The sequence below is a fragment of the Citrobacter sp. LUTT5 genome, assembly GCF_009905315.1.
Classification (GTDB): Bacteria; Pseudomonadota; Gammaproteobacteria; order Enterobacterales; family Enterobacteriaceae; genus Citrobacter; species Citrobacter freundii.
This window is the reverse complement of the sequence record NZ_CP047606.1, coordinates 2987152-3008673: the sequence shown is the minus strand read 5'-3', so window position 1 is coordinate 3008673 and position 21522 is coordinate 2987152. Positions and strand designations below refer to the sequence as shown.

The 21522-nt window shown below is 53.9% G+C and carries 21 protein-coding genes; 9 read left to right on the top strand and 12 right to left on the bottom strand.

Features of this window, described 5'->3' with window-relative positions:
• Positions 1–106: 106 nt before the first annotated feature.
• The 6 genes from pabC (at position 107) to ptsG (ending at position 6108) form a co-directional block, all read left to right on the top strand.
• Positions 107–916, top strand: coding sequence for an aminodeoxychorismate lyase (pabC, locus tag GUC46_RS14595; protein WP_130714767.1), 810 nt, complete (start codon positions 107–109; stop codon positions 914–916).
• Positions 917–918: 2 nt separating this feature from the next.
• Complete coding sequence (gene yceG, locus GUC46_RS14590) at positions 919–1941, top strand: cell division protein YceG (RefSeq protein ID WP_032948992.1); 1023 nt, start codon at positions 919–921, stop codon at positions 1939–1941.
• Complete coding sequence (gene tmk, locus GUC46_RS14585) at positions 1931–2572, top strand: dTMP kinase (RefSeq protein WP_003036268.1); 642 nt, start codon at positions 1931–1933, stop codon at positions 2570–2572. The genes yceG and tmk overlap by 11 nt, the downstream gene beginning before the upstream one ends.
• The gene (holB, locus tag GUC46_RS14580; protein ID WP_016149938.1) at positions 2569–3573 is read left to right on the top strand and encodes a DNA polymerase III subunit delta'; all 1005 of its coding nucleotides are present in this window, start codon (positions 2569–2571) and stop codon (positions 3571–3573) included. The genes tmk and holB overlap by 4 nt, the downstream gene beginning before the upstream one ends.
• A gap of 10 nt (positions 3574–3583) precedes the next feature.
• Positions 3584–4381: a metal-dependent hydrolase gene (locus GUC46_RS14575; protein ID WP_032936194.1), complete on the top strand. Its 798-nt coding sequence runs from the start codon at positions 3584–3586 to the stop codon at positions 4379–4381.
• A gap of 293 nt (positions 4382–4674) precedes the next feature.
• A complete protein-coding gene (gene ptsG / locus GUC46_RS14570; protein WP_003836725.1) occupies positions 4675–6108 on the top strand; it encodes a PTS glucose transporter subunit IIBC in 1434 nt (477 codons plus the stop codon).
• A gap of 55 nt (positions 6109–6163) precedes the next feature.
• Here ptsG and GUC46_RS14565 read toward each other — a convergent pair whose 3' ends face one another.
• The 4 genes from GUC46_RS14565 to GUC46_RS14550 all read right to left on the bottom strand — a co-directional run bounded on the left by GUC46_RS14565 (position 6164) and on the right by GUC46_RS14550 (position 11296).
• On the bottom strand, positions 6164–7942 hold the full coding sequence (locus tag GUC46_RS14565) for an aminopeptidase P family protein (RefSeq protein ID WP_071667268.1): 1779 nt from the start codon (positions 7940–7942) through the stop codon (positions 6164–6166).
• A gap of 16 nt (positions 7943–7958) precedes the next feature.
• Positions 7959–9413 carry an AMP nucleosidase gene (locus GUC46_RS14560; RefSeq protein ID WP_003836722.1) on the bottom strand — a complete coding sequence of 485 codons (1455 nt, stop codon included), beginning with the start codon at positions 9411–9413 and terminating at the stop codon, positions 7959–7961.
• A gap of 118 nt (positions 9414–9531) precedes the next feature.
• Positions 9532–10848, bottom strand: coding sequence for a shikimate transporter (gene shiA, locus GUC46_RS14555; protein ID WP_044711604.1), 1317 nt, complete (start codon positions 10846–10848; stop codon positions 9532–9534).
• A 220-nt stretch (positions 10849–11068) separates the two neighbouring features.
• Entirely contained in the window at positions 11069–11296 is a 228-nt protein-coding gene (locus tag GUC46_RS14550) for an N-acetyltransferase (RefSeq protein ID WP_044711606.1), read from the bottom strand.
• A 97-nt stretch (positions 11297–11393) separates the two neighbouring features.
• On the opposite strand from GUC46_RS14550, the gene GUC46_RS14545 reads away from it, so the two are divergent.
• On the top strand, positions 11394–11615 hold the full coding sequence (locus tag GUC46_RS14545; protein ID WP_160180419.1) for a hypothetical protein: 222 nt from the start codon (positions 11394–11396) through the stop codon (positions 11613–11615).
• 496 nt (positions 11616–12111) lie between these two features.
• Here the strand turns inward: GUC46_RS14545 and GUC46_RS14540 are convergent, their stop codons facing one another.
• Positions 12112–13053 carry a lysozyme inhibitor LprI family protein gene (locus GUC46_RS14540; RefSeq protein WP_054528281.1) on the bottom strand — a complete coding sequence of 314 codons (942 nt, stop codon included), beginning with the start codon at positions 13051–13053 and terminating at the stop codon, positions 12112–12114.
• A gap of 158 nt (positions 13054–13211) precedes the next feature.
• On the opposite strand from GUC46_RS14540, the gene GUC46_RS14535 reads away from it, so the two are divergent.
• Complete coding sequence (locus GUC46_RS14535) at positions 13212–13472, top strand: hypothetical protein (protein WP_130714764.1); 261 nt, start codon at positions 13212–13214, stop codon at positions 13470–13472.
• 111 nt (positions 13473–13583) lie between these two features.
• On the top strand, positions 13584–13799 hold the full coding sequence (locus GUC46_RS24280) for an AraC family transcriptional regulator N-terminal domain-containing protein (protein WP_032947939.1): 216 nt from the start codon (positions 13584–13586) through the stop codon (positions 13797–13799).
• Between the two features lie 90 nt (positions 13800–13889).
• On the opposite strand, the gene fecE is transcribed toward GUC46_RS24280, so the two are convergent.
• The 7 genes from fecE to fecI all read right to left on the bottom strand — a co-directional run bounded on the left by fecE (position 13890) and on the right by fecI (position 21449).
• On the bottom strand, positions 13890–14657 hold the full coding sequence (gene fecE / locus GUC46_RS14525) for a Fe(3+) dicitrate ABC transporter ATP-binding protein FecE (protein WP_003036301.1): 768 nt from the start codon (positions 14655–14657) through the stop codon (positions 13890–13892).
• Positions 14658–15614: a Fe(3+) dicitrate ABC transporter permease subunit FecD gene (fecD, locus tag GUC46_RS14520; protein ID WP_048216612.1), complete on the bottom strand. Its 957-nt coding sequence runs from the start codon at positions 15612–15614 to the stop codon at positions 14658–14660.
• Positions 15611–16609, bottom strand: coding sequence for an iron-dicitrate ABC transporter permease FecC (gene fecC / locus GUC46_RS14515; RefSeq protein ID WP_054528284.1), 999 nt, complete (start codon positions 16607–16609; stop codon positions 15611–15613). Before fecC ends, fecD begins: the two co-directional genes overlap by 4 nt.
• Entirely contained in the window at positions 16606–17508 is a 903-nt protein-coding gene (locus tag GUC46_RS14510; RefSeq protein ID WP_121571626.1) for a Fe(3+) dicitrate ABC transporter substrate-binding protein FecB, read from the bottom strand. The genes fecC and GUC46_RS14510 overlap by 4 nt, the downstream gene beginning before the upstream one ends.
• Before the next feature lie 58 nt (positions 17509–17566).
• Positions 17567–19891, bottom strand: coding sequence for a TonB-dependent Fe(3+) dicitrate receptor FecA (fecA, locus tag GUC46_RS14505; protein WP_130714762.1), 2325 nt, complete (start codon positions 19889–19891; stop codon positions 17567–17569).
• 86 nt (positions 19892–19977) lie between these two features.
• Positions 19978–20931 (bottom strand): ferric citrate uptake sigma factor regulator FecR, encoded by a 954-nt coding sequence (gene fecR / locus GUC46_RS14500; protein WP_160180399.1) that lies wholly within the window; start codon positions 20929–20931, stop codon positions 19978–19980.
• A complete protein-coding gene (gene fecI / locus GUC46_RS14495; protein WP_003846770.1) occupies positions 20928–21449 on the bottom strand; it encodes a ferric citrate uptake sigma factor FecI in 522 nt (173 codons plus the stop codon). The genes fecR and fecI overlap by 4 nt, the downstream gene beginning before the upstream one ends.
• Positions 21450–21522: the final 73 nt, after the last annotated feature.

Here is a 21522-nt window from a genome sequence, read left to right as displayed (position 1 = left end):
GCAAATTGAAAAGGTCCGCTTGTCGGGCCTTTTTTTATTCGGTTTTCCGCCCTTGTCCTGTGTTACTCATCCTGCCAAACTAGCGGACCAGAAATAAGGAGCCACCATGTTCTTAATTAATGGCTGCGAGCAGAATATGCTGGCAGCAAGCGATCGAGCGACCCAATTTGGTGATGGCTGTTTTACCACTGCCTGTATTATCGACGGCGAAATCCCTCTCTTTGCAGCGCATCTTGAGCGTTTACAAGACGCTTGCCAAAAACTGCTGATCTCTTTTGAAAATTGGTCCGAGCTGCAAAATGAAATGAAAATGCTGGCGAAAGGGCACGTACGCGGGGTGTTGAAAGTGATTATCAGCCGTGGCAGTGGAGGCCGGGGCTACAGTGGCAAAAGTTGTCACAGCGCCACACGCATCCTCTCCGTTTCAGCCTGGCCCGTTCATTACGATCGTTGGCGGCAAGATGGCATTATGCTGGCGCTAAGCCCAGTACGTCTGGGACGTAATCCACGGCTTGCCGGGCTTAAACATCTGAATCGACTGGAGCAGGTGTTGATTCGCTCTCATCTTGAACAGACGGACGCAGATGAAGCACTGGTTCTTGACAGCGAGGGATGGGTTACGGAATGCTGTGCGGCTAATTTGTTCTGGCGTAAAGGTGATGTGGTTTACACGCCCCGCCTGGATCAGGCCGGAGTAAACGGCATTATGCGACAATTCTGTATCCGGATGCTGGCACAATCGCCATTCAGTATTGTCGAAGTGTATGCCGGGTTGGAGGAGGTTATGCAGGCTGATGAAATCGTCGTCTGTAACGCGTTAATGCCCATTATTCCCGTGTGTGCCTGTGGCGACACATTGCTGTCTTCACGTTTGTTATTCGATTTTTTAGCCCCACTTTGTGAGCACCCGAATTAGTCATGAAAAAACTGTTACTTGTTGTCCTGTTATTGCTGGTTGTGCTGGGCATTGCCGCGGGAGTGGGAATGTGGAAAGTTCGCCATCTGGCGGACAGTAAATTATTGATTAAAGAAGAGACGATTTTTACGCTGAAAGCGGGGACGGGCCGCCTGGCCCTTGGCGAACAGCTGTATGCGGACAAGGTTATTAACCGTCCGCGCGTGTTCCAATGGCTGCTGCGTGTGGAACCCGAACTGTCGCATTTTAAGGCCGGAACCTACCGTTTTACACCCGACATGACGGTTCGGGATATGCTGCAACTGCTGGAAAGCGGAAAAGAGGCGCAGTTCCCGTTACGTCTGGTTGAAGGGATGCGCCTAAGCGATTACCTGAAACAGCTGCGCGATGCCCCGTATATCAAACATACGTTAAGCGACGATAGCTATGAGACCGTGGCCCAGGCGCTGAAGCTGGAAAACCCGCAATGGGTGGAAGGTTGGTTCTGGCCAGATACCTGGATGTATACCGCCAATACTACTGACGTAGCGTTGCTAAAACGCGCGCATCAGAAAATGGTTAAAGCGGTGGATACTGTCTGGGAAGGGCGCGCTGACGGCCTGCCTTATCAGGACAAAAACCAGCTGGTAACCATGGCTTCTATTATTGAAAAAGAGACTGCGGTTGCCAGCGAGCGTGACCAGGTTGCTTCGGTGTTTGTTAACCGTTTACGTATCGGTATGCGTTTACAAACCGATCCGACGGTGATTTACGGTATGGGGTCACGGTATAATGGCAAATTGTCGCGCGTGGATTTAGACAGCCCGACCGCTTATAACACCTATACCATTACAGGACTGCCACCTGGCCCGATTGCCATGCCGGGAGAGGCATCGTTGCAGGCCGCGGCACATCCGGCAAAAACGCCGTATCTTTATTTTGTGGCTGACGGTAAAGGTGGCCACACGTTTAACACCAATCTTGCCAGCCACAACCGGTCCGTGCAGGATTACCTGAAAGTGCTTAAGGAAAAAAATGGGCAGTAACTATATCGTCATCGAGGGCCTGGAAGGCGCCGGAAAAACCACCGCGCGTAACGTAGTGGTAGAGACACTTGAGCAACTCGGTATTCGTGACATGGTTTTCACCCGCGAACCTGGCGGCACGCAACTGGCTGAGAAACTAAGAAGCCTGGTGCTGGACATTAAGTCGGTGGGTGACGAGGTTATCACTGACAAAGCCGAAGTTCTGATGTTTTACGCTGCGCGCGTACAGCTGGTCGAAACCGTTATTAAACCTGCGCTGGCGAAAGGCGCGTGGGTAATTGGCGATCGTCACGATCTGTCTACTCAGGCGTATCAGGGCGGTGGACGTGGTATCGATCAAAACATGCTGGCAACCCTGCGCGATGCAGTGCTCGGCGATTTTCGCCCGGATCTCACTATCTATCTGGATGTGACGCCAGAAGTCGGGTTGAAGCGTGCCCGTGCACGCGGCGAGCTGGATCGTATTGAGCAGGAATCTTTCGATTTCTTTAATCGTACCCGCGCGCGCTATCTTGAGCTGGCTGCCAAAGACGCCAGCATTCGCACTATAGACGCTACGCAGCCGCTGGAGGCTGTGATGGCTGATATTCGCAATACCATCACCCAATGGGTGAAGGAGCAGGGCGCATGAAATGGTACCCATGGTTACGACCGGATTTTGAAAAACTGGTGGCCAGCTACCAGGCGGGTCGTGGTCACCATGCGTTACTGATTCAGGCGTTACCCGGAATGGGCGACGAGGCGCTTATTTACGCTCTCAGCCGCTATTTAATGTGCCAGCAGCCGGAAGGACATAAAAGCTGCGGACAGTGCCGTGGCTGTCAGCTGATGCAGGCGGGGACGCACCCTGACTACTATTCGCTGCTGCCAGAAAAAGGCAAAAGCACGCTGGGGGTTGATGCTGTACGCGAAGTCAGTGAAAAGCTGTACGAGCATTCGCGTCTCGGCGGTGCGAAGGTCGTGTGGATCCCTGATGCCGCCCAGTTAACAGATGCTGCCGCCAATGCCCTGTTGAAAACGCTGGAAGAACCCCCGGCACAGACCTGGTTTTTCCTCGCCAGCACAGAGCCAGCTCGTTTGCTGGCGACATTACGCAGCCGTTGTCGGTTACATCATCTTGCGCCACCTCCGGAGTCGTATGCTATCTCCTGGCTTGCTCGTGAAGTGACTGCGTCGTCAGAAGCGCTGCTTAGCGCGTTACGTCTAAGTGCCGGTTCGCCAGGCGCGGCACTCACGCTGTTACAGGCTGAAAGCTGGGCGCACCGTACAGATTTTTGTGCGGCACTGGTGAATACATTAAACGCCGGTGATTGGTATATCTTGCTCGCGGCGTTAAACCACGATCAGGCTGCCGCCCGTTTACACTGGCTGGCAACGTTGTTTACGGATGCGTTGAAACGTCCGTATGGGATTGCCCATTTAACCAATCCCGATGCCCTGGACCTGATATCTTCCATTGCAGAACGGTTATCCGTTGCCCAGATACAGGCGATACTCGGTGACGTTTGCCATTGCCGTCAGCAGTTGCTGAACGTGACGGGCGTAAACCGCGAGCTGGTATTAACCGATCTTATTCTTCGTATTGAGCATTACCTGCAACCAGGCACCGTACTGCCTGTTCCCCATCTTTGAGAGAGACATTATGTTTTTAGTCGACTCACACTGCCATCTTGATGGCCTGGATTATCAATCTCTGCATAAGGACGTGGACGACGTGCTGGCGAAAGCGGCCGCACGCGATGTGAAATTCTGTCTTGCCGTTGCAACCACCTTGCCAGGATACCGCAGTATGCGTGAACTGGTTGGTGAGCGTGACAATGTGGTTTTTTCCTGCGGCGTGCATCCGTTAAATCAGGATGAAACCTATGATGTTGAGGTGCTGCGTCGTTTTGCCGCCGAAGAGGGGGTTGTGGCGATGGGAGAAACCGGACTGGACTATTTTTACACGCCGGAAACAAAGGTGCGCCAGCAGGAATCCTTTATCCACCATATTCAGATCGGCCGTGAGTTACAGAAGCCGGTTATCGTGCATACCCGCGATGCGCGAGCCGATACGCTATCTATTCTGCGCGAAGAAAAAGTGACGGATTGTGGCGGCGTACTACACTGTTTTACAGAGGACAGAGAAACGGCGGGCAAATTACTGGACCTTGGATTCTATATCTCGTTTTCCGGCATCGTCACGTTCCGAAATGCAGAGCAGCTCCGTGATGCCGCCCGCTATGTCCCTCTGGACCGGTTATTGGTCGAGACGGATTCTCCTTACCTTGCGCCTGTACCGCATCGTGGAAAAGAGAACCAGCCCGCCATGACTCGTGACGTTGCAGAGTACATGGCCGTAGTGAAAGGTGTTGCCGTTGAAGAACTGGCGCAGGCAACCACTGATAACTTTGCCCGCCTGTTTCACATCGACGCTTCTCGCCTGCAATCTGTTCGTTAACTGACTTTTTTTAAAGCTCGTAATTAATCACTAATGCGAGTAAAGTTCACCGCCACAAAATGGGCGGTGAATAACCAGCTTGACACATTCAGAAACGCATTTTATCGGAATGTGCGGATTTTGCGGCCATTCACGACTGAACTGTGATAGCCGTCAAACAAAAATAAACTGAATTATTTTACTCTGTGTAATAAATAAAGGGTACTTAGATGCCCTGTACACGGCGAGGTTCTCCCCCCTCGCTAAGGCGTGAGAACGTAGAAAAGCACAAATACTCAGGAGCACTCCTAATTATGTTTAAGAATGCATTTGCTAACCTGCAAAAGGTCGGTAAATCGCTGATGCTGCCGGTATCCGTACTCCCAATTGCAGGTATCCTGCTGGGCGTCGGTTCCGCTAACTTCAGCTGGCTGCCAGCCGTTGTATCGCACGTAATGGCAGAAGCGGGCGGTTCTGTTTTTGCGAACATGCCGCTGATTTTTGCTATCGGTGTTGCGTTAGGCTTCACTAATAATGACGGTGTATCTGCACTGGCATCCGTTGTTGCTTACGGCATCATGGTTAAGACCATGGCTGTAGTTGCGCCGCTGGTTCTGCATTTACCTGCTGAAGAGATCGCAGCTAAACACCTTGCTGATACGGGTGTTCTCGGGGGGATTATCTCCGGTGCGATTGCAGCGTATATGTTCAACCGCTTCTACCGTATTAAATTGCCTGAGTATCTTGGCTTCTTTGCGGGTAAGCGCTTCGTTCCTATCATTTCTGGTCTGGCTGCTATCTTCACAGGTGTGGTTCTGTCCTTCATTTGGCCGCCAATCGGTACTGCTATTCAGACGTTCTCCCAGTGGGCTGCATACCAGAACCCGGTCGTGGCGTTCGGTATCTATGGCTTCATTGAACGCTGCCTGGTGCCGTTTGGTCTGCACCATATCTGGAACGTCCCATTCCAGATGCAGATCGGTGAATACACCAACGCTGCAGGTCAGGTGTTCCACGGCGACATCCCTCGCTATATGGCGGGTGACCCGACTGCGGGCAAACTGTCCGGTGGCTTCCTGTTCAAAATGTACGGTCTGCCAGCTGCTGCTATCGCTATCTGGCACTCTGCTAAACCAGAAAACCGCGCGAAAGTGGGCGGTATCATGATCTCCGCGGCGCTGACCTCGTTCCTGACCGGTATTACCGAGCCGATCGAGTTCTCCTTCATGTTCGTGGCGCCGATCCTGTACATCATCCACGCGATTCTGGCTGGTCTGGCATTCCCGATCTGTATCCTGCTGGGTATGCGTGACGGTACGTCGTTCTCCCACGGTCTGATCGACTTTATCGTTCTTTCCGGTAACAGCAGCAAGCTGTGGCTGTTCCCGATTGTTGGTATCGGTTATGCGATCGTTTACTACACCATCTTCCGTGTGCTGATTAAAGCGCTGGACCTGAAAACTCCGGGTCGTGAAGATGCTACTGAAGACAGCAAAGCAGGTGCGACCGGTGAAATGGCTCCGGCTCTGGTTGCTGCATTCGGCGGTAAAGAAAACATCACTAACCTTGATGCGTGTATCACCCGTCTGCGTGTCAGCGTGGCTGACGTTGCCAAAGTGGATCAGGCTGGCCTGAAGAAACTGGGTGCGGCGGGCGTTGTGGTAGCTGGTTCCGGTGTTCAGGCGATTTTCGGTACCAAGTCCGATAACCTGAAAACTGAAATGGATGAGTACATCCGTAACAGCTAAGCAGTAAGAAATTGGGGAGAACTAAGGCAGCCTACGGGCTGCCTTTTTTATTGCATTAATTAGCCTGAACGCGAATCGGCGCGGTGACGGCGAACAGCCACGGACGAGCCTCTGCATTCACGCGAGGGGATAACGTCTCTCTGACCTGCTGGTGGTAATCATCAATCCATTGCTTTTCAGCTTCACTCAACAGATGCAGTTCAACCAGATTCAAATCAATCGGCACCAGCGTCAGCGTTGAGAAACGACAGAAGCCAGGGCGGCTGTTGATTATTTCCACTTGGTTCTCAATACGGATCCCATATTGCCCGGCCAGATAGTAACCCGGTTCGATAGTGATGATATTGCCCGCGACCAGAGGCCAGGGGTTTACTTTCTTGGCAATGCGATGGGGTTGTTCATGGATAAGCAACTGGTGGCCTACGCCGTGTCCTGTTCCATGATCAAAATCCAGGCCTAAATCCCACAACGCCCGACGGCTAAAGGCATCCAGTTGATGGCCCTGAGTGCCGCTGGGAAACTGCAGTGAAATAAGCGACAAAAAGCCTTTCAGCACGGCGGTGTAATGCAGACGACGTTGCGGATCCTGTGGACCAAACGCGAAGGTACGCGTCGTATCCGTCGTACCATTGTGGTACTGGCCGCCGGAATCATTCAGATACATGGCCTGCGAGGTAATTGGCGTATTGGTTTTTTCACTGGAGTGGTAATGACACATCGCCGCATTGCTGGCAGAGGCCGATATCGTGCTGAAGCTTTGCTCAATAAATCCCGGCTGCTGCTGGCGAAATTCCAGTTGCTTCGCCTGGGCTTCCAGTTCAGTGACCGGATTGCCAGCCGCTTCGCGCAAAGGGACTTCATGGGCCAGCCAGGCAAGGAAATTAACCCAGGCTGCGCCATCTTGTTCATGGCATTCCCGATAGCCCGCCAGTTCAACGTCATTTTTGTGGGCTTTCATCAAGGTGATGGGATCAGGGGCCCATAAGACGTTGCCACCGTGTTCTTCAATGGCAAAACGCAACGCAACCGGGGCGTAGTCTTTATCGACCAGGAAGCGTTTCCCACTGGCCAGTTGCTGGCAACGTACCAGGAAACTCTCTTGCGGGGCCAGCGTGAGCGTGTTCAGCAGTGATACGGGGAGTTGCTGCGTTTTGTTGCTATCCACAAACCATTCCAGCTCACCGCTGCGATGGAGCAGGGCAAACGAAAACGGTACTGGCACCATAGCCAGATCTGAACCGCGTACATTCAACAGCCAGGCAATGTTATCCGGCAGGGTAATTGCCAGTACGTCAGCCTCATGTTGAGCGAGTTGTTCCACGACGCGGGCACGCTTTTGCGTGCTGTTTTCCCCGCTGATTTCAATGGGCATTTCACGAATGATGCCGCAGGGGGCTGCCGGTCGGTCAAGCCACACCTGGTCAAAAGGATCTTGCTCAAGAGGTACCAGCTCGCAATGAGTTGCCGACAAGGCTTCAAACTGGCTGTTGACCATCAGCAGCGGTTCAAAGCCGATACGTGTACCCGCTGCAACGTGAGACTGCAAATAGTCGGCCAGCGGTTCATCGTGTAAATGATGAATTTCAAAATCATCCAGCGAGACTTCATTGCGTACCTGGACCTGATAGCGTCCATCGACAAACATTAACGCGCGATCCCGAAGGACCAACGCGAGGCCGGCAGAACCGCTAAATCCGGTCAGCCAGGCCAGTTTATTGTCATGCGGCGTACAATCTTCGCTTTGATGAGCGTCGGCGCGCGGAACAATCATGCCATCCAGCCCCTGCGCTATCAGCAGGTTGCGCAGGGCGGAAAGAGGAGTTGAGTTGTGCATAGTTAACCTTCAGGTCTTAACGGAACGGCGGTTCGTTGAATGTACGTAATTTACGGGAGTGCAGTCGGTCGCCTTCAGCACGCAGACGATCGATAGCCCGGATACCTATTTGCAGATGCTCAGAAATAGCACCTTCATAAAAACGGTTGGCCTGACCAGGTAGTTTGATCTCACCGTGCAGCGGCTTGTCGGAAACGCACAGCAGCGTGCCGTACGGAACGCGGAAACGGTATCCCTGAGCGGCGATGGTGGCGCTTTCCATATCGATAGCCACCGCGCGACTGAGGTTGAAACGCAGCGCAGAAGCGGAATAGCGTAGCTCCCAGTTACGATCGTCGGTGGTGACGACAGTACCGGTACGCAAGCGCTGTTTAACTTCTTCACCGGGCATACCGCTGACTTCTTTGGTGGCGTCATACAGGGCGCGTTGTACTTCCGCAATGCTCGGAATCGGAATATCCGGCGGTAGTACGGCATCCAACACGTGGTCGTCACGCAGATAAGCATGGGCCAGAACATAGTCGCCAATCGCCTGACTTTCACGCAGACCACCGCAGTGACCAATCATCAGCCAGACGTCAGGACGCAGTACGGCCAGATGATCGCAAATGGTTTTGGCGTTAGACGGGCCAACGCCGATATTGACCAGCGTGATCCCCTGACCGTCAGCCGTGATTAAATGCCAGGCGGGCATCTGGTGTTTCTTCCAGGCGAGATCGGAGATGGCTTCTTCTGGCGCTTCGGTTTCGGCGGTGATCCAGATCCCGCCCGCACAAGAGAGCGCGATATATGGGCTGTCCGGGTCGAGGATCTGGCTGCAACCCCAACGCACAAACTCATCGACGTAGCGGGTGTAGTTGGTGAACAGTACAAAAGGTTGAAAATGTTCAACCGGCGTTCCCGTGTAATGACGTAGTCGCGCCAGCGAAAAATCCACGCGTCGGGCATCGAAGTGAGACAGCGGAGAAAATTCCGCCGGATGAAAAATCCCGTCTGCCGTTTCGTCACCAATCTGCGACAATTCAGTGGTGGGGAAATGGCGCGTTAATCCGGCGCTCATCGAGCGATCCAGCGTCAGTTCTGAACCGTCAATCACATAGGGATAGGGGATTTCATGCTGCGACGGCTCGACGGAGATATGCGCATCATAATCCTGATACAGCAGCGTGAGCTGTTCTTCAAGATACGGACGAAAAAGCGACGGACGGGTAATCGTAGTGGTGTAGCTGCCCGCATGGGTAAAACGACCATAGGCTCGGGTTTTCGGGGGATTGGTGGCGATGCCATCCCAGGTGACACACAGTGATGGGTAAACAAAAAGACCGTTATGGCGGGCGATTACATCAGGGAGCGTCCCTGTTTCAATATACTTACCAATGGCGCTACGCAGTGCTTTAACCGACTGCTCGTACAGCGCGTCCAGTTTATCCAGTGCCTGAGTTGGGGTCAGGCTGGAGCCCTTATTGTTCATGTCTGTCTCCTTGTTCCACAGATGTACTGCTCTCCCGATAGTATGTCACAGGAATGTGAAACAAAAGTCAGACGTTGAGGAAGATTGTGCGAAGACCGGACGGCCTCCGCACCCTGGCTTAACCGTGCTGCTTATCCCGCATCAGCAATGCTGTAGTCGCGGAAATAAGACAACCCGCCATCAGATAAATGGCTACACTGTGCCAGTCTCCGCCGGAGAATGTTACCAGTGCAGCAGCAATGAAGGGGGTAAAACCGCCGCCAACTACGCTTGCTACCTGATAACCAACGCCTGCGCCGCTGTAGCGATAGCTTGCGCCAAACAAACCGGTAAACATAGGCTGCTGTACGCAGACCACCATATCGTGTGCAATGTTGGCCAACATAATCGCGAAGAACACGATCCAGAAAATGGATTGCGCTTCTAACGCCATAAAGAACGGGAATGCGCTAAGCGTCCCGACCAGTGCGCCAGTAATGTAAACGCGCCGGCGACCAAAGCGGTCGGCGAGCCAGGCAAAGCAGGGGATGGTCAGACAGCTCAGTCCACCAACTAACAACCCGATATTCAGAAACAGTTCGCGAGGTAAGCCCAGATTCTGCGTGGAGTAATTAAGGGCAAACGCGGTGACGATATACATCGTCAGCAGTTCACACAGGCGCAGAGCGATAATTTTCAAAAACGCCCCTGGATGACGGATTAATGCCTCGACTACAGGTAGTCTCTTTTTCTCTGGTTGCGGTGCCTGCTGCTGCTGTTCGAATTCGGCCGATTCATCCATTCGGTTACGCATCCACAACGCGCCCAATACCAGCACGATGCTGAACAGGAATGGAATACGCCAGCCCCAACTCAGGAACTGCTCATCGGTGGTTTGCGAGCTAATCAGCGAGACCAGACCGGTAGAAAGTAACAGTCCGACGCCGTAACCAACCTGAACGCCGCTGCTGTAGAAGGCTTTTTTATTTTTCGGCGCGCTTTCGACCGAAAGCAACGCTGCGCCGCCCCATTCACCGCCAACGGCGAATCCCTGAATAGCACGCAGCGTCACCAGCAGAACGGGAGCCCACCAGCCAATGGTGTCAAAAGAGGGAATAATCCCGATCAGCGCAGTGGCAATACCCATCATCCAGACGGTGAGCATCAGCATACGTTTACGGCCCAGACGATCGCCGAAGTGGCCGAAGATCACCCCGCCTAACGGACGGAACAAAAATCCGACGCCAAAGGTAGCAAATGCGGCAAGTGTCCCCATCGCTGGGCTGACTTGCGGGAAGAACTCGCTGTTAAAGACCAGTGCGGCAGTAATGCCATAAAGCAAAAAATCATACCAGTCGACCACGGCACCCGCGAAGCTGCCAAGCGCAGCGCGTCGGGCGCGGTTAAGCGAAGAGGCGTCCTGTTGGGGACCCGTGGAGGTGAGGGTGGAATCCATAGTTATCCTGTCTGTACTGTTTTTTAGTTATTAGTATTTGAGTTGGGTTACACACATTGCAGTCGCAATATTAACGACCGTTATGAGATTACCGCGACAGACGGGAAGTGAAAACGATTATCTCCCTCATCTGATGGCAACATGAAAAATAAGATGAATGAAAAATCTGAATCAGGTGGAATCGTGGCCTGTCAGGAGTGTTCTGATTTCAGGCGGAGCATTAGGAGTACTGTATTTGGGGAAGCCATAAACCCACTTTCATAATGGTATACGGAGATTCAGTGAAACCACATCGCTCATAAGCACGAATCGCACGCCCGTTATCTCCGTGGACATATAAGCGAAGCTCCAGTACCTTTTGTACAAAGTGTGCGCGGTAGATGCGGTAGCCCAGCGCATTAAGCAACATCGCGTCTGCCGGTGTGGCGTCACGGATTTGTAATGTCATGAATGATTCCCGTCCTGGTAATAAATTGACGATTACTAAATTATATCAAAACTGTCAGTGATACAGTGGGATGCGAATATTTCAGAGGCTTGTCAGTATGAAGATTGTTTTTATCCCTGCGTTGATCGTAGTCCTGATTGATAAAGAACAGGACATAGGACGGGATTTGACCCGCGATGAGGTTGAGTCCATTCGCGATGGTGCTACAGCCATCCGCCTGCCGGCCGAAGCAGCCGAGGATATAATCAGAGAGCGTGGCTACCGCGATATTGATCCTGAGAATGTCTGGCGCGAGTGGCAGGCGTATAAAGCTGACTGAATGTCGATGGGAACACACTGCTTTAGTGGCACATGAAAATTGTGCACTTACACGGATGCGTTTACTCAACACCTGGTGTGGAGCTGAGGGGCAACTTTGAGCGAAGTGCAGACATTTTACTCATGGCGGTGGAGCGTTCCAGAATAATTAGGCATCACTCTCCAGTAACAAATTTAATTTGTATTAATCGATCCCGGGTAGGCAATACCTGTTGCAATTGATGATCGATGAATTCTTTTTTGAGTGCCTGCAACGATGAACATCATTGGTAATCACGGAAAGCAAGTTGTCTTAATACTTGCATATCTGTAACAGAAAGTTCATGTACTTGATGACTATACTGATCATCGCCTTTAAGGAAATATCTACGCCCCAAAATCCCGTTCTAACCGCGAGCAAAATATCCGCGTGGGACATCAGGGAACAACGGCTGAAATTTTCCCGCATTCCGCTGGCGCCAGCTTAGCCCTGGCCACCAGCTTGAAGGGAGCTTCCGCTATTGATTTCTGAAAAAAGCGGTCCTTGAAAGAGTCATTTGTGTCTGGCAGTCGACCATTTTCTTGACTTCAGCATCTGTTCCCTGCATTGAAACTTTGCCACACATAGCATCCTTAGTTTTGATCCACTGGCGCTGAGAAGGCAGCAACTCTTTTTTCTTCGCTGGCGTTAATGTGCTCCAAGCGGTATTCAAATCAGAGTCGGCATTCGCAAAAGCCATTCGGGACTGATCAAGGTTGTCAGCTTTTTGCTGCTGAGGCTGCTGGTAGGATTGTTGTTGAATGGTTTGCTGAGCTTGCTGCTCCGCCTCATACTTAGCTTGTTGCTGCGCCCTGAGTTGTGCCTGTTGTTCTGCTTCAATTTGACTCTGCTGGGCATCCTTAGCCTGCTGGATTTTCTGCTGCTCAACGATCGGGTTGATGATGGAAAGCGATGTCAGTGCAGCGGCACCCACTGATATTGGGTTATCAGAAGAAGCTTTTACAAAAACGTTTTTCTGATCGTCGGTTGCCTGTGCGGTGTAGGAGATGCGTTTTGAAAAGGCGTTTGCGTTGTTATCCAAAGACAGGCTTTCCATTTGCTTGTCGAGATTACGGTTAAAGTTCTTTCTGTAAGCATCAGAAAGTTGTGCGTACTCGTTCGCAGGTAGGGTCATCGTCACGGTCCCTTCACAAGTTTTCATTGTGCTGCCCGTGTCACTTGAAGTTGTGGAGATTTCAGAGATGGTCAGTTTAATCTTGTCCAAAGCGCTTCGTTTGGTCTGATTAGTGACGTCAGGGTATTTGTCGACCTGTTCAGAGAGACCTTCATAAGCAGATTTTTTTAATAAATCCATGAGAGCTGACTGGGTCATTTCAGAGGAACAACCGATCATGTCTTTTTTGTTATCACAGCCTGTAATGGCAACGGCGAGTAAGAGTGCTGAGTATTTTAATCTCATGAGTTCCCTTTAGAGTATGGATTGGCTTTTAAGAGGCGGTCTGTAATCAGTCCGGAGGGCTACAGCAAATAGCGCTGAACACTGAACGCATCACAAGCAAGAACCAAGGTGATATCGGCAAAGACTGTGGAATCTTTAATTCAACTGATGAGAATGGTATGCACAAGGTTCAGTATCGATTATCCCGACGCCGGAAACCTACAAGGCAGGTTTTGCTGCTGAACTTAAAAAAACCAGGTAAAGTCGGTGCTGGCGTACCATTTATGACCTTCACCTCCGCGGTGCACGAAAAAAAATCCGCAGAAATTCGTTCTTGGCTCATATGTCCTGCTCCCTTCAAATTAATGCAGACCAAACTTAGCAACGTCCGCTCCTGGTACACCGCGGGTGTTGGCATGAAGCAACCCGGCGCCCGTTAATATTAAGCGGAAAGATGAATTAACGCGTCTCCCCGTTTCTCCATCCTCTTCGCTTTTTCCTTTATCCTGCCTCTCTTGCTGTGCATACAGCGACGTGTTATCACTCGGTAAATGCAAAAATTACCGAAGTTACTAGAACTTGCATTAGCCACGGATAATCAGCGTACCGAAACCTGCATTTCACGGGTTGCTATGGTGTTGAGAGTAATCCCTGAACACCGCCTGTCTGCAGTTTATGAACCGATGATTAACATGGTTTTGACTGGTCCTAAACGCATGATGATTGATGACAGAACGCTGCAATATTATTCAGCTCAGAACAGTTGAAATGTTACCTGGGCAGAGTGAAGTCATCACAGCGCAAGTGATATGACAGGCGACCTGTTGAGACCATGGTAACATTACAGCTTGTGTCATTTACCTCACTACACACATCGGCCTACCAGATACTGGTTCGGGGTGTATTTCCGTATCCACGTTGAATACGGTTCTCAGCAATCCAGGGTTCATCACCGCTTCTGGTGTGCCTTGCGCCATAATATGTCCGTTCGCCATTACCACCAGATGATCGCAGTACCGGCTGGCCTGATTAAGGTCGTGCAGCACTGCGACCACCGTTTTCCCCTGAGCCCGGAGTTCGCCCATCAACCGCATCAGTTCCACCTGGTGATTGATATCGAGATAGGTGGTTGGCTCATCGAGTAGTATGACGGGTGTATTCTGGGCCAGGACCATCGCCAGAAAGGCGCGCTGGCGCTGACCGCCGGAAAGATCGGTTAACCGTCGGTCGGCAAGATGTTGGATCCGGGTCTGGTGCATAGCATCTTGGACCCGCGCATTGTCTTCAACGGAGAGGCGCCCCCAGAGTGACAACCACGGGTTGCGACCGTACGAAACAAGCTCCTGGACGGTGATCCCCTCTGGCGTTAAATGGTGCTGGGGCAGCAGCGCCAGCCTGCGGGCTAGCTGGCGTGATGAGAGCGTGTTGATGGCATTATCGCCGAGAAATACGCCACCGGATTGCGGCGCTAACAGCCGTGAAAAACAGTTTAGCAACGTCGATTTCCCGCAGCCGTTAGGGCCGAGCAGGGCGGTTGTCTTCCCCGCTGGTAGGGCGAGTGAAACGCCATCAAGGATCTTGTTTGTACCGTAACAGACCGTCAGATTTTCAGTTCGTAATGTCATTTATCGCATTCTCACAAGCAGCCAGACAAACCACGGTGCACCGATAATGGCGGTCAGTACGCCAGCCGGAAGCTCCAGCGGGGGATGAGTAATTCGCGCCAGCAGGTCGGCAACCACCAGCAGCAACGCACCTGTCATGGCCGATATGGGCAGCAGCCAGCGGTGACGCCCACCGGTAATACTGCGCACCATATGCGGCACCACAAGACCAATAAAACTAATTGGGCCGCAGACGGCCACGCCGGTAGATGTCATGGCGACGGCCAGTAGCAAAGCCAGGAGCCGGATACGCGGCACCGACACACCGAGCGTGGTGGCGCGGGCATCGCCCAGTGCCAGAAGGTCGAGATCGCGGCAAAAACCCAGGCTCAGCGGCAGAAACAACATTAGCAGCGGGACGGCAATCTTCACAAAGCTCCAGTCACGGCCCCATAAGCTGCCGGTCAGCCACAGCAGGGCGCCGTTCACATCCTGCGGGCGCGAAAGCATCAGCCAGTCCGTCAGGCTGGCCCAGCAGGCAGACAGCGCGATACCCGTGAGTGCCAGCTTCATCGGCTGGCTGGTGTTCGCCAGCATTCTCAGCAGTATCAGGCCCACCATGCCACCGGCAAAGGCCAGCAGCGGCAGAGCAATCACCGGCAGTGACGGTACGAGAAGCAGTGCGCCCACAGAGGCAAGGCTGGCGGCATGGTTTACGCCGAGAATATCCGGCGACGCCAGAGGGTTACGAACGATCCCTTGTACCAGAACGCCTGCCACCGCGAGGGCTGCTCCGACAAACAACGCCAGCAGCAGTCGCGGCAGGCGGTACGCCGTTAACACGTAATGATACTCACGCCCGGCCTGCCAGTTGGTCAGCAGGGCGCGCCAGGGAACGGCGATCCCCCCCATTTGCAGAGACAGCAGCGAAAATCCTGCCAGTGCGAGGGCGATAAAAATGACTAACACAATTTTCAACCACGCCTCCTGACCAGCCAGACAAAGCAGGGCGCACCAATCAGAGCAACCACAGCCCCCGCGGGTAATTCGCCAGGAAAAGCCAGCGCGCGGGCCAGAACATCCGCCACTAGCATCAGTGTGGCGCCCATCAGTATGCTCATCGGCAGGACCTTGCGCTGGTCAAATCCTACCCAGAAGCGAGCCAGATGCGGCATCAACAGACCGATAAACGCCACCGGGCCAGCCACGCTGACGCAGGTACCGACCAGAAGCAGCACCAGAATGTTGATGATCAAACGCAGCTTCGGCAGATTCACCCCCAGCGTGCGGGCGGTGCTGTCGCTGACGTTAAGCAGGTTCAGTTGATTGGCCAGCAGCAACACCACCGGTACAGCGACCGCCACCACCGGTAAAAGTTGCCAGAACTCCTGCCAGCGTGCGTGAGATACGCCCCCTGCGAGCCAGTAAAAAATGCCGTAGGCGTGATCTTCCGTCAGCAGCAGGGTGATGCGGGTCAGGGCCATGCAAAACGCCGAGAAAGCGATACCCGCGAGGATCAGTTTGTTTCGGTCCTGGGTGTGGCGAAATCCGCCGCCTGCGGTCATCACCAGCAGCCAGCTTACGCCGCCGCCACAGGCGGCGATAAAGGCGATGGAGTAACCCGCGACGGGCACGGGGCTGAGCGCGCTGGTCAGTGCCATAGCCAGCGCCGCGCCGCTGTTAATGCCGAGCAGTGAAGGGGAGGCCATTGAATTATGCGTCAGGGTTTGCAGCAGCGTTCCCGCGAGAGCCAGGCTTGCGCCGATCAGAATGGCGACCAGGCTTCGCGGCAGACGTAGGTTTTGCACCAGCGCTTGTGCAAGCGTCGGCACGTGGCCCGGCAGCAGGGCGCGAATAGCATCAACGCCAGAAACAGGAATGGCCGAGTAGCAAAACAGACTCAGCCAGAAAATTGCGATAAGCGCGGCAAGGGGCAGCCCCCATTGCAGTGCCGGATGTCTGAGAACTGTCATTTCACATCGGATAAAGGCTGGTGATGAAAGATTTTTACCGTGTCGCTGGCAATACGTTCGGCCGCAAAAATGCCGCGCATCCGCGCCCAGGCGTTACTGTCGACCGACGCCGTCTGCTGTTTTCGCGCAGCCGTTAACATCTGCCACAGCGGGTCTTGCTGCCAGCGTTTGACGATGCTCTCTTCGCGATAATGTGCGACCAGCAGCCATGCAGGATTGAGCGCCAGCAACTGCTCCAGGCCGATGGACGGCATAGACGCACCCGCCATCGCCGCAGGTACCTTCAGCCCCAGAGAGGTCAGGACGCCCCCGGTCCAGGTCTCCTGCGTGTGCAGGTTGAACTGCTGCTCCCGGGACGTACCAAACAACACCTGCGTGCCTTTTGGCAACTGGCTGGCCCACGCTGACATCTGTTGTTTGTGTTTCGCCAGGCGTGACTGCATCTGTGCCTTTTTGCCCACAATCTCGCCGATGATGGCCGCAGACTGAAGATTTTCAGCGTAGGTTTCATTGCGAGATTTCAGCAGCAGCACCGGTGCAATTTGCTGTAAGGCGCTGAAAATACCCGCATGACGGCTGCTGTCGGCAATGATCAGGTCCGGTTTCAGCGCGCTGATGGCTTCTAAACTCGGCTGCGCACGCGTGCCGACAGACTGCCAGGGTTTCAGATGGGCGCGAACTTCGGGAAGAATGCGCGTGGCATCGTTATCGTCGGCAATGCCGATCGGACTAACATCGACGGCAGCCAGCGCGTCCGCGAACGACAGCTCCAGTACCACTATCCGCTGTGGCGTTTTATCAAGCGTAAAGGTGCCATGTTCGTCCTGAACTGTGGCGGCAAAAGCGTGGCTGGTGACCAGCAGCAGAGCGGCGAAAAGTGTGCGGATAAATGTGAACATCGGTGCTCCTGAAAGCCGGGTGGCGCTGCGCTTACCCGGCCTACGAAATCGGTGTGAATTAGAACTTCAACGACCCCTGCATATACAGAGTGCGCGGCTGGCCTGCGTAGATGCCTTTGTTGTTGTCGTCGTAAGAGCGGGTGAAATACGCCTGGTCGAAGATATTCTTCACGCCGAACGCCAGGTTCAGGTCTGCCATCTGCGGACCAAAATCATAGGCTACGCGTGCGCCCCAGAGCATGAAGCCCGGGATGCGGCCGGTGCTGCCGTCGGCGCTCTCTTTCACGGTGTTGGCGTTATCCGCAAACTGGCTGGACTGGAAATCGCTGTTCAGGTTGAAGGTCCAGCTACCCGGTTTATAGTCCACGCCCAATGTGCCTTTGTGTTTCGGCGAGAACGGCACCTGGTTGCCGTAGGTGTCGCCTTTCTCGCGGATCTCGGCGTTCACATACGCATAGCTTGCGTAGACCGAAACGTTGTCGAGCGTTGGCGTCAGCGTGCCGAGGTCATAGCGGGCCTGGGTTTCCAGCCCGGTATGGCGCGTTTTACCCCGTGCGGTTACAGTGTCGTTGGTCTGGTTGGAGTCGTACTGATTATTAAAGTTAATCAGGAACAGCCCCATTTCCGCGGTCAGCGCGCCACCGTCGTATCGGGTTCCGAGCTCCCAGGTTCGCGCTTTTTCCGGTTCCACATTGCCGCTTTGCACAGCCTTGCCAATTTGGCTGTACTGTACGGTGCCGAATGAGCCTTCAGTGTTTGCATAAAGATTCCAGCTGTCAGTCAGGTGATAGAGCACGTTTAGCGCCGGAAGTGGGGCGTTGTAGCTCACTTCCTCATGCGTGCCTTTGATGGCGTTGTTCTGGTATGACTCGATATGTTCAAAGCGCATACCCGGTGTGATCGTCCAGTTGCCAATGTCGATTTTGTCATCCAGATACCAGGCGTGCGCTTCGGTGCCGGAACGGGTGTCGCGATCGTATGGGCTAGCGCTGGACGGGAGTTGTCCGCTGCTGGTGGCGGTGTAGTAACGCATTTCATGCGTCGACTCGCTCACATAGCGGTATCCCACGCCCACTTCGTGCGCGGAAGGACCCACCATAAAGCTCTGACTGTAGCGCGGTTCAATGCCGCGTACCCAGTAGTTACGCGGTGAAAGGGTGAGGCGTTTGCCCTGTTCCAGGTAGCCGCTACGCAGGGTTTCGGTGTAGAAGCCCTGAATATTGAATTTATGCTGGCTGTCCGGCTGAAACTGATAGCCGAGGCTTGCCAGCTTGCGGCGCCCCCAGAAGCGATCGTAAGGGCGCGTGGACTGCCAGCGGTCGGCGTTGTAATCCGCGCGCGACAGGCCGCCGGGCATGTCGGCTTCACCGTCGTAGTATTGCAGCAGGCTGTTGAAAGTATGCACGTCGTTCGGCGCATATTTGCTTTTCAGCATCAGATCGTCGATGCGCGTTGCGCTGTGCTCGCGCCAGTCGCTGCCGCGCGTGCCGGAGTAAAGCAGGGCGGTACCAAAACCGTTATCCGCCGTGCCGCCCACCATCAGGTTGTGCGTCTCTTTGGGATTATTTTGTGAGGACGTTGGGCTGAGCTGGCCTTCCATGCCGGCTTCGATCCCGAAGTCTTGCGGAATGGCGCGGGTGACAAAGTTCACCACGCCGCCCACGCTCTGCGGCCCGTAACGTACAGCACCGCCGCCGCGTACCACATCGATGGCGTCCATATTTCCGAGCGAAACGGGTGCCAGGGAAAGCTGCGGCTGGCCGTAAGGGGCAAACGGCACCGGAATACCGTCCATCAGTACCGTTGAACGGCTGGCCAGGCGTGGGTTCAGGCCGCGAATACCAAAGTTCATCGCCAGATCGTGGCTACCGGTACCGTTGTTTTCTGGGGCGGTAACGCCAGGAATGCGGTTCAGCACCTCGCGCATGGTCGTCGCGCCGGTTTTGGCGAAATCTTCACGGCGGATAACGTCACGCGCGCCAGCATGTTCGAAAACGTCGTTTTCGCGCGCATCCCCCAGCCAGTCGCCCACCACGGTCAGGGAATCTTCTTGCGGTGCGGGTGCGTGCTCCAGTGTCCAGCTGTTATTACCCAGCGGTTTCACCTGCAGGCCGCTACCGTTCAGCAGGTGTTGCAGGCCGGTTTCGACGTCGTAGTCACCGTGAAGACCGTTACTCTGTTTGCCGCGCGTCAGGCTGGCGTCAACCGACAGGGTAATTCCGCTGAGCGCGGCATACTGATTAAGGGCTTTGTCGAGCGAACCCGGTGCAATATCAACCTGCGCTGCGAAGGCGGATAACGACAGCCCGGCCAGCGGCAGCAGGCTCAAGCGAACGGCGTTAACCAAAGGTGTTGTTTTGCGAAAAACGCGTAAAGGCGTCATACCTTCTCCATCATCATTTTTGTTGTGTTCATCTATGAGTCGAATGAGAAGGGGAAAAAGGATAATCGAAATGAGAATTATTTTTCTTACAATGCTGAGATATTTACCCAGTATCGCGTAACCGACTGAATTTTCACTGGAAGAGTCTTGGCGATAATATCCAGGATTGCATCAGTATCTTTCAGCGGGAAAGAGCCACTCAGGCGTAACCCGGCCACAGCCGGATCGCAGCGCAGCACGCCGTTGCGATAACGGCTCAGCGTGGCAATCACTTCACCCAGAGGTTTATCGCTAAAGCTCAGAATGCCCTGCGTCCAGGCGGCGCTTTCATCATCCGCTGAGGTAATTGCACCAAATTCAGACGCGCTAAACTGCAGGCTCTCGCCAGCGCTGACGATGCGTTTTTCCTGCGGACGATTTGCCAGTAAGACTTCAACCGCGTGTTGTTGAACGGTAACGCGTGTGACGTTGTCCTGCTGGTAGACGGTAAATTCTGTGCCTAACGCGGTGAGCTGGCCCTGGCGGGTCACAACGTGGAAAGGTCTTTGCTGCGCGTCTTTTGCGGTAGTAATAGCAATTTCGCCGTACCAGAGATGGACAGCGCGTTGACGCGTATCAAAACGAACGTCCGCGGCGCTTTGTGTGTTGAGCGTCAGCAGCGAGCCATCGTCCAGCCGCTGATGGCTGACCGCGCCTTTGGCGGTGCGGTAGTCTGCGCGCAGACCTTCTCCGGCTTCAGATTGCCAGAGCTGCCAGCCGCCGCCCACGCCGAGCAGCAGCAGTAGCCCTTTCATGATATGACGACGGGTAAGATGCGTATCGTGCAGCGCCCGGCTGGCGACATCGCCCGGAACGCTGCTGAGCTGGCTGCGCAGGTTTTCAACCTGTTGCCAGGCCCACTGATGATCTTTGTCCTCTTCATACCATTGTTGCCAGCGTGCTTCCTGCTGTGGGCTGACACGCTCGCCGCTCAATACGGCATACCAGTGTGATGCCGAGCGCAAAGCCTGACGGCGAGAATCGGTGATAGAAGCGTTCACAGACCGTGCTCCAGACGAAACAGCAGACAATGTTCGATAGCCTTTGCCATATATTTTTTCACTGAACTGACCGAAACACCGAGCTTTAGCGCTATTTCGCTGTAGGTCAGACCATCCAGCTGTGAAAGGAGAAACGCTTCGCGTGTTTTTCCGCTCAGCCCGTCAAGCATGCTGTCGATGAGTTGCAGGGTTTCGAGCTGACTCTCGCGTTCCTCGGGCGAAGGCGCGAGATTTTCCGGCATAAGCGCCAGCATCTCCAGATAGGCTTTTTCCAGCGCGTTTCGGCGAAACAGGTCGACCATCACCCGTTTGGCGAGAGTGCACAGAAAGGAACGCGGATCGCGGATCGTCGAGAGCGACCCGCTGCCCATTACCCGTAGAAAAGTGTCCTGGGCAATGTCATCTGCATCAAAGGCGGACTGGAGTTTGCGCGTCAGCCAGCTTTTCAGCCAGCCGTGATGTGCGCCATAAAGCGACTCGAGCGTAAAGGAAGCAGTGGTAGTGGCGTGGTCAGACATGCGGAATGTATCAAAAGTTAATTATCACGCGATTATAGTAATATGAGAATGGTTATCATTACAATTGGAAATA